Source organism: Yoonia sp., from assembly GCF_036007805.1.
Lineage (GTDB): Bacteria > Pseudomonadota > Alphaproteobacteria > Rhodobacterales > Rhodobacteraceae > Yoonia.
On the sequence record NZ_DASYOK010000134.1, the window covers coordinates 1 to 8,031 of the forward strand.

8 protein-coding genes and 1 tRNA gene are annotated in these 8,031 nt (G+C 55.6%); 6 read left to right on the forward strand and 3 right to left on the reverse strand.

The annotated features are described in order from the left end of the window. The first annotated feature begins 305 nt into the window (after positions 1–305). Positions 306–1,031, forward strand: coding sequence for a cell envelope integrity protein TolA (gene tolA, locus VGP75_RS07470; protein WP_327543058.1), 726 nt, complete (start codon positions 306–308; stop codon positions 1,029–1,031). A 439-nt stretch (positions 1,032–1,470) separates the two neighbouring features. On the opposite strand, the gene VGP75_RS07475 is transcribed toward tolA, so the two are convergent. Then, positions 1,471–1,557: transfer RNA gene (locus tag VGP75_RS07475), tRNA-Leu, on the reverse strand. Between the two features lie 107 nt (positions 1,558–1,664). Here VGP75_RS07475 and lipB point away from each other — a divergent pair. Together lipB and VGP75_RS07485 are read left to right on the forward strand one after the other, a co-directional pair. After that, positions 1,665–2,315 carry a lipoyl(octanoyl) transferase LipB gene (lipB, locus tag VGP75_RS07480; protein ID WP_327543059.1) on the forward strand — a complete coding sequence of 217 codons (651 nt, stop codon included), beginning with the start codon at positions 1,665–1,667 and terminating at the stop codon, positions 2,313–2,315. Positions 2,316–2,920: 605 nt separating this feature from the next. Next, complete coding sequence (locus tag VGP75_RS07485) at positions 2,921–3,154, forward strand: hypothetical protein (RefSeq protein WP_327543060.1); 234 nt, start codon at positions 2,921–2,923, stop codon at positions 3,152–3,154. Between the two features lie 9 nt (positions 3,155–3,163). Here VGP75_RS07485 and VGP75_RS07490 read toward each other — a convergent pair whose 3' ends face one another. Then, a complete protein-coding gene (locus tag VGP75_RS07490) occupies positions 3,164–4,297 on the reverse strand; it encodes a carboxylate-amine ligase (protein WP_327543061.1) in 1,134 nt (377 codons plus the stop codon). A gap of 211 nt (positions 4,298–4,508) precedes the next feature. Here VGP75_RS07490 and ctaD point away from each other — a divergent pair, with 211 nt between their 5' ends. Then, entirely contained in the window at positions 4,509–6,182 is a 1,674-nt protein-coding gene (gene ctaD, locus VGP75_RS07495) for a cytochrome c oxidase subunit I (RefSeq protein ID WP_327543062.1), read from the forward strand. 121 nt (positions 6,183–6,303) lie between these two features. Next, positions 6,304–6,822, forward strand: coding sequence for a DUF2244 domain-containing protein (locus tag VGP75_RS07500; RefSeq protein WP_327543063.1), 519 nt, complete (start codon positions 6,304–6,306; stop codon positions 6,820–6,822). On the opposite strand, the gene VGP75_RS07505 is transcribed toward VGP75_RS07500, so the two are convergent. After that, positions 6,803–7,264 (reverse strand): GatB/YqeY domain-containing protein, encoded by a 462-nt coding sequence (locus tag VGP75_RS07505; RefSeq protein WP_327543064.1) that lies wholly within the window; start codon positions 7,262–7,264, stop codon positions 6,803–6,805. The genes VGP75_RS07500 and VGP75_RS07505 overlap by 20 nt on opposite strands. Before the next feature lie 174 nt (positions 7,265–7,438). Between VGP75_RS07505 and VGP75_RS07510 the strand changes: the two genes are divergently transcribed. After that, positions 7,439–8,031 (forward strand): carbamoyl-phosphate synthase domain-containing protein (locus VGP75_RS07510; protein WP_327543065.1); only part of this gene is annotated, 593 nt, incomplete at its 3' end.

Genomic DNA, 8,031 nt, shown 5'->3' on the forward strand with positions numbered 1-8,031 from the left:
TATATGGGGCGACGACGATGATGCTCTCTGGTTTCGAGGTGGGTGATCGCGGTTGCCATGGGAGACAACGAACAGGTCAGATATTTCGATGAAAATATGGCATACTTCAAACGAGCCGCTCAAAACCGATAACGGCGCCAACCCAGCATCTGGCCTGAGTTACCTGTCAGCCAAGCACCATGAGCATACACGATCAGGGGCGAGGATCTCGGTGTGCAGGACGCCAGAGCGGTAGGAGTAATCATGCTCCAACCCTTAAGTGAACCTCGTTGCATTTTAAGGGGCATGCCGCCATCGTTCATCCTATGAAAAAAGCTGCAATTACCCTCCTATGCCTCACAACAATCGCGCCAAGCACCTTGCTTGCTGACGACAACAGCAAGCGAATACAGGTTCTCCTCTGCCAGACCGACGACGAAGTTTCTGCCTTCTCGTTTCTCCAACAGCCTGACGGAGACTTGTCACTTCTAGGTGAAGGCAACGCGACCGTCACAAAAGGCGACAGTGCAGTGACAGTCATAATCGGGGAAACAGTTCTTCAGTTTCAGAACAATCAACTTCACAGGCTCACAAACGGCACGCTGAAAACCACAGAATGCGCCGATGTAACTGATACGGTTGCTCAGTTATCCAAGGACGTTGCGGCAGCTGAAAGCGGCACGGCGCTTGTATTGGGGGCAATCGTTCCAGCAAGCACGCCGCCCAGCCCATCCAGCCCACCAATGACAGGCGAAGAACGCGAAGCGCTCCGGATAGCGGTCAACCGGTGCTGGAACGTTGATCCCGGCTCTGTTGCTGCCCGAGCAACGGTCGAAGTGAGTGTTTCGCTAACCCGCGAAGGTCGTGTCGATGGTGAGCCACACTTGCTGTCGTCTAGTGGCGACGCAACAGCAACAGCAACAGCATTCGAAGCAGCCCGCCGCGCGATTTTGCGCTGCCAAGGAAGTGGCTATCAGTTACCACCTGCGAAGTTCGACCAATGGCAAAATATAACCATGACGTTTGATCCCTCTGGGTTGAGTCTTCGGTAGCAGGATTTGTCATTGCAGGGCATCCGCTAGGGCGAATGCTCAACAACTCTCACTCTTTTACTGGCCGCAGATCAGCCCGACGGCCTATACAAAGTTGAACGATAGACGACTTGGTTGGGCGGTAGGTCCGAATAGCTGTGGGTTGTCAGTACATGTGCATGCCAAAGGGGCAGCGGTAACACCGTCGCCAAGCGTTTTTCTGATGTGGGTCTTTATGTGGGGTAAATGCCGACCAGTACGATAAAATGTAATTATTTCAAGGCACAATGGCGGATAAAAAGGGATTCGAACCCTCGAGACGGTTTGAAGAACACCGCTACCCATTTTCCATCAGTTTTGGATAGGTCCGAACCGATCAACATATGGTGGACGTATGGGTGGATACAAAAAATCTGTTTCACGTTAAAATTTTGTAATATATATGAAAATCTTACTGACTTGGTGCGGTCGGGGGGACTCGAACCCCCACGAGTGTTACCTCACAGCGACCTCAACGCTGCGCGTCTACCAATTCCGCCACGACCGCAAGACCACTAGCTTGGTAAGTGCGGCACTCATAGACGAGGCGTTTTGCGATGCCAAGAGGGAAAACACCCCCTTTTCAACGCAACATGCCGACGTTACCTGACGTGTATGGTGGAATGGATCACAACAGACGGGCTGACCGATTACCAAGAGGCGCTGTCTTTTATGGAAACCCGTGTTGCGGGCATCATTGACGGCACCGCGAGTGAGTGTATCTGGCTGCTTGAACACCCCCCGCTTTATACCTCGGGCACCTCAGCAAAACCGGCTGATCTGGTCGATCCGGACCGCTTTCCCGTCTATGAGGCCCGCCGCGGTGGTGAGTACACCTACCACGGCCCGGGGCAGCGGGTGGTTTATGTGATGCTTGATGTCGGCAGGCGCGGCCATGACGTGCGCCGGTTTGTCAAAGATCTTGAAGCATGGGTGATTGCCACGCTTGATACCTTCAACATCAAGGGTGAAATCCGCGAGGGGCGTGTGGGTGTCTGGGTGGAACGGCCCGAAAAGCCACGCAACGCGGACGGCTCATGCGCCGAAGACAAAATCGCAGCCCTTGGTATCCGCCTGCGCAAATGGGTGTCGTTTCACGGGATGTCGATCAATGTGGACCCGGACCTGAGCCATTTTGCGGGGATCATCCCCTGCGGCATCCGCGATCACGGGGTGACATCGCTGGTTGATCTGGGGCTGCCGGTCTCGCTGGCTGATGTGGATGTGGCACTGCGAAAGACCTTCAATAGCCAATTTCGCCAATAGCCCGCTTCTTCATTGTCAGTGACGCAACGGCATATCGGCTTTAAAACGATAGGCTCGGGGGAGTACAAATGCACTTTCTTGCCGATAACGCACAGACTTTCTGGCTTTCTTGCGGCAAACGCCTAGATTGTGTCCCGGAACGGGCAAAGTTATGGTCGAAACGTCAAATTTACCTTAATTTACTGACCTTTAGGATAGGTGTGTTTTTTCGTATGAACCATTTAAGACACGTCTCAGAACAGTTCCCACGGACGAATCGTGGGTGTTACAGAGTTGGAGTTTGGTAAATGTTTGAATTGGTTCTTATCGTCCTTTTGGCCGTCGTCGCACTGATCGGCCCATCATCAAAACGACCTGCGGTAGTCAAGAAACGTCAGTTCGCACAGATCAGCGAATAAGCGGCTTAGTTGCTTTTGCAAATCTGGCATTTGCCTGCAAAAGACAAGGAAAGCACAACCATAAGCGTTTACGATCGTGCGCGCATCTGTTAGCATGATGGGATACTCTCCCCCGAAAGCATTGGTATGACAATGTCGCGGTCAATCTACGAAAAAATGTCATTTATGCTCTCCCAGGCAATTGCGATGTTTGTGGGTGCAGTGTTCTTGACAATCGGACTAAGCGGCACTTTCGGGGTCTTTTTACAGCCGATTTCCGAGATATCGTTCCTGATAGAACCGATGGGCGTTGGTCCGTATTATGACCATCTCTACTGGAACCTTCTGACCGCAGCCGGTCTGTGGCTGATCCTGTTTTTCTGGGTCAGACCAGCCGCTGTGTTTTCAATCGGGCTTATTGTTTTCAAATGGGCCATGATCGAATACGGGGCCGCTTTGTAGCGGCTTGCGTTACAAATCAGCGCCGAATTCCGCCACCAAGGATGCCGCAACGGCGTCGAGCGCCTCTCTGTCAGTCGCACCTGCTTGTTTGGAGGCCGCGAAAACCTCGCGTTGATGGTCTGCGCTGGTGCCGTTGGCCACGATCTTGCGGGCGGCGTTCACTTCGGCCTCGCAATCAAGGGCGATCGCGTCCTCTGCGATCAGATGAAGAATTTCGTCCACGGCTTGCGCAAACGGGATCAACGCCTTGCGGCCAAAGTCGATCAGGCCTTCCGAAGTACCATACCGCTGCGCACGCCAACGGTTTTCGCCGATCATGAAATTCTGGACGACGGGCCATCCCTCGCCCGTCTGAGACCTCCGCCACAGCATGCGCGTCAGGCACTGTGTCAACGCAGCCAAGGTCAGCGTGACCTCCATGCGCGGGGCCACGTCGCAGATGCGGGATTCAATGGTAGGAAATTTCGACGATGGGCGCAGGTCCCACCAGATCTTGGAGGCATCCTCGATCAGCCCCAGATCAATCAAGGTATTCACAGTTGACGAAAACTCGGCCCAGTCCGCCATCGCGGGCGGCAGGCCGGTGCGGGGCAGATTGTCAAAGACCGTGAGACGATAGGAATTCATGCCTGTATCCTCACCCTGCCAATAGGGCGAAGAGGTTGAAAGCGCATGAAGATGCGGCAGAAAGTACTTGAGCTGATTGACCAAATCGATGCGCGTGTCCTGATCAGGAATGCCCACATGGACATGCATGCCGCAGATCAGCATGCGCCGCGCCACACCGCCAAGGTCACGGCGCAGTTGATGATAGCGTTCCTTGTCGGTGTGGTGCTGCTCTTTCCAGTCCGCAAAAGGATGGCAAGAGGCGGCGATGGGGGCTAACCCGTAGTCGGCAGCATGGCGCGCCACGGTGCGGCGCAGATGCGCCAGATCGCGGCGGGCTTCACCGATCGTGTGGCAGACCCCCGTCCCGATTTCGATCTGGCACTGGAGGAATTCCGGGCTGACCTGCCCTGCGAGGTCTTTCTTGCAAGCCGCAATCAGGCTATCTGGCGCTTGCGCCAAAGCAAACGTCGTCTGGTCGACCAGCAGGTATTCCTCTTCGATGCCCATCGTGAATGGCGGGGTTTTGTCTGCCATGCGTGACCTCCAAATTCCGGCCCAGCCTAGCGGAAATCGCTTCGCCTGTCAGCGCAACAGATGCATTCATCCCCTCCCTGCGCCAAATTAACCCATGCAAAGAGACGCATCCTTTGTTGCCCCTTTAGCATCAACCCATTAGAACCAACGCAAATGTGCGTCGGGCAACGACTCGGCGACATCAAAAGTAGCCAATACGAGGAGAGCCAAAATGGCAGACGCAGCCATCCACGGCGATGCACACGAAGACGAGCGCGGTTTCTTTACCCGCTGGTTTATGTCCACAAACCACAAAGATATCGGCATCTTGTACCTGTTCACCTCAGGTTTCTTGGGCTTTGTCTCGGTGGCGTTCACCGTATATATGCGCATGGAGCTGATGGAGCCCGGTGTGCAATACATGTGCCTTGAAGGGGCACGATTCACCGCGGCAGCCGCTGGCGAATGTACGCCCAATGGCCACCTCTGGAACGTTCTGATCACCTACCACGGTGTTTTGATGATGTTCTTCGTGGTTATTCCGGCCCTTTTCGGTGGTTTCGGTAACTACTTCATGCCGTTGCAGATCGGCGCACCGGACATGGCGTTTCCCCGCCTGAACAACCTGTCTTACTGGATGTTCGTAGCTGGTGCAGCGCTTGGCATCGCGTCGATGCTGGCCCCCGGCGGTAACGGTCAGGCCGGTTCCGGCGTTGGTTGGGTTATGTATGCTCCGCTTTCGACGTCTGAGACAGGCATGTCGATGGACCTCGCAATCTTTGCGGTGCACCTCTCTGGTGCGTCTTCGATCCTTGGCGCAATCAACATGATCACGACCTTCCTGAACATGCGCGCACCGGGCATGACACTGCACAAGGTGCCGCTCTTTGCTTGGTCGATCTTTGTGACTGCGTGGTTGATCCTTCTTGCCCTGCCCGTTCTGGCCGGCGCGATCACGATGCTGCTGACAGACCGGAACTTCGGCACAACCTTCTTCCAGCCCGAAGGTGGTGGTGACCCTGTTCTCTACCAGCACATTCTGTGGTTCTTCGGACACCCCGAAGTGTACATTATCATCATCCCCGGCTTCGGTATCATCAGCCACATCATCGCAACTTTCAGCCGCAAGCCGATCTTCGGCTACCTGCCCATGGTCTATGCGATGGTCGCAATCGGTGTTCTGGGCTTCGTTGTCTGGGCGCACCACATGTACACCGTGGGTATGTCGCTGACACAGCAGTCCTACTTTATGCTGGCAACGATGGTTATCGCGGTACCGACAGGTGTGAAGATCTTCAGCTGGATCGCCACCATGTGGGGCGGTTCCGTTGAATTCAAAACACCTATGCTTTGGGCGATGGGTTTCTTGTTCCTGTTCACATTGGGCGGCGTTACAGGCATCGTTTTGTCGCAGGCCGGTGTAGACCGTGTGTACCACGACACCTACTATGTCGTTGCGCACTTCCACTATGTGATGTCGCTTGGTGCGGTCTTCTCGATCTTTGCAGGTATCTATTTCTACCTGCCGAAAATGTCGGGCCGCATGTACCCTGAATGGGCGGGCAAACTGCACTTCTGGACGATGTTCGTCGGTGCGAACCTGACATTCTTCCCACAGCACTTCCTGGGTCGTCAGGGTATGCCACGCCGCTACATCGACTATCCCGAGGCCTTCGCTTACTGGAACTATGTATCAAGCTGGGGTGCATTCCTGTCGTTCGCGTCCTTCCTGTTCTTCATCGGCGTGATGGTCTGGACCCTGACAAAGGGCAAGCGCGTCACCGAGAACAACCCTTGGAACGAGTATGCGGATACACTGGAGTGGACACTGCCAAGCCCACCACCAGAGCACACATTCGAGACGCTGCCAAAGCAGTCCGATTGGGATAAAAAGCACGCGCATTAAACGTTGCTTTGATAAGAAAAAAGAAAGCCCCGCCATCGCGCGGGGCTTTCTTTTTGTGCCGCGACAGACATGCGGCATTCTATCGGTTTGACGGCGGCGCGGCGCGCATTACAACTGCGTCATGCCTTACGAATGGACCCCGACCCCGCCACACAATGATCGCCGTTGGCAACTGAGCCTCTGGCCCTACCGCTCACTGCTACGCAAAGACTTTGTGTTGTTCATTGGCGGAACTGCCGCGCTCGTGTCGCTCCCCCTGCTCACGCTTCTGGGGCAAGCAGTGCTTTGGGGGCTTCTGCCGTTCTTTGGCATGATGCTTGCAGGGGTTTGGTACGCGCTACACGTCAGCTACCGGCGTGGCGAGGTGTTGGAAGAGCTGACCGTGGATGAGGCCCGCGCCCATCTGACGCGGCACAATCCCAAAGGCGATGTGCAAGAATGGGAGGCCAACCGTTATTGGGTCACAGCCCACTTGCATCCCAAAGGCGGACCGGTTGAAAACTATATCACCCTGCGCGGCGGTGACCGCGAGGTCGAGATTGGCGCGTTCCTCGATGCCGAGGAACGCCTGATGCTGTTTGATGAGCTGCAAGCAGCACTGCGCGCAGGGCGCGAGCCGGTTACCCCAAGCGGTCTTTGACCATCGGTCCGGCTTTGCCGAAATCCATACGTCCTGTGTACTTGGCCTTGAGTGCGGCCATGACTTTACCCATGTCGCGGATGCTTTCGGCACCAACTTCGGCAATTGCTGCGTCAACGGCCGCTTCGGCTTCGTCCTTGTTCAACTGTTTGGGCAGGAACTCTTCAATGATCTTGATCTCTGACAGCTCCTTCTCCGCCAGTTCAAGCCGCCCACCCTCTTCATAGGCACGCGCGCTTTCCTGACGTTGCTTTACCATCCGGCCCATGATTGCCAGAATGCCTTCGTTCGACACCCCGCCTTCATCATCTCCTGTGCCGCGCGCCGCAATATCCTTGTCCTTGATTGCGGCATTGATCAGCCGCAGCGTTGATAGGCGATCTGCTTCTTTCGCCCGCATCGCATCTTTAAGGGCCGCTGAGACCCTGTCACGCATGTCCATAAATGTGTCCCGTACATCTGACGTCAAACGAACCGCTAACATAGTGTGAACCCGCCAGCGTGACAAGCGCCCAGTGCGCAACGTCACCCTTGTTTGCAAGGGCGCAATCCGGCCTTGACCCGCGCCGCCGGCCTGCGTACACCCGCACCAATTTGACATCTGGGGAGATCGATTATGGCGCAGAAACCAACGGCCTGTTTGGCACTCGCGGACGGTACGATCTTCTATGGGATGGGCTTTGGCGCCACCGGCGAAACCGTCGCCGAGCTTTGCTTTAACACAGCCATGACCGGCTATCAGGAAATCATGACTGACCCGTCCTATGCGGGCCAAGTCGTCACCTTCACCTTCCCACATATCGGCAATACAGGCGTCAACCCCGAAGACGACGAAACCGCCGATCCTGTCGCGGAAGGTATGGTCGTGAAATGGGACCCGACGCAGGCTTCGAACTGGCGCGCGACCGAAGAGCTGACGTCATGGCTGACCAAACGCAACCGCATCGGGATGGGTGGCGTGGATACGCGGCGTCTGACACGAGCGATCCGGCAGCAAGGTGCGCCTCATGTGGCACTGGCCCATAACCCGGACGGACAGTTCGATATTGCTGCCCTGGTGAAGAAAGCCCGCGCATTCCCGGGGTTGGAAGGGCTAGACCTCGCCAAGGAAGTCACCTGCGCACAGTCCTATCAGTGGAACGAAATGCGGTGGGCCTGGCCTGAAGGCTACAAGCCGCAGACCGCACCCAAACATAAAGTTGTCGCGAT

Bases quoted from the DNA above. Each gene is read 5' to 3' on its own strand.
- tolA (WP_327543058.1), top strand. From the start codon at position 306: ATGAAAAAAGCTGCAATTACCCTCCTATGCCTCACAACAATCGCGCCA.
- lipB (WP_327543059.1), top strand. From the start codon at position 1,665: ATGGTGGAATGGATCACAACAGACGGGCTGACCGATTACCAAGAGGCG.
- VGP75_RS07490 (WP_327543061.1), bottom strand. From the start codon at position 4,297: ATGGCAGACAAAACCCCGCCATTCACGATGGGCATCGAAGAGGAATAC.
- ctaD (WP_327543062.1), top strand. From the start codon at position 4,509: ATGGCAGACGCAGCCATCCACGGCGATGCACACGAAGACGAGCGCGGT.
- VGP75_RS07500 (WP_327543063.1), top strand. From the start codon at position 6,304: ATGCCTTACGAATGGACCCCGACCCCGCCACACAATGATCGCCGTTGG.
- VGP75_RS07505 (WP_327543064.1), bottom strand. From the start codon at position 7,264: ATGGACATGCGTGACAGGGTCTCAGCGGCCCTTAAAGATGCGATGCGG.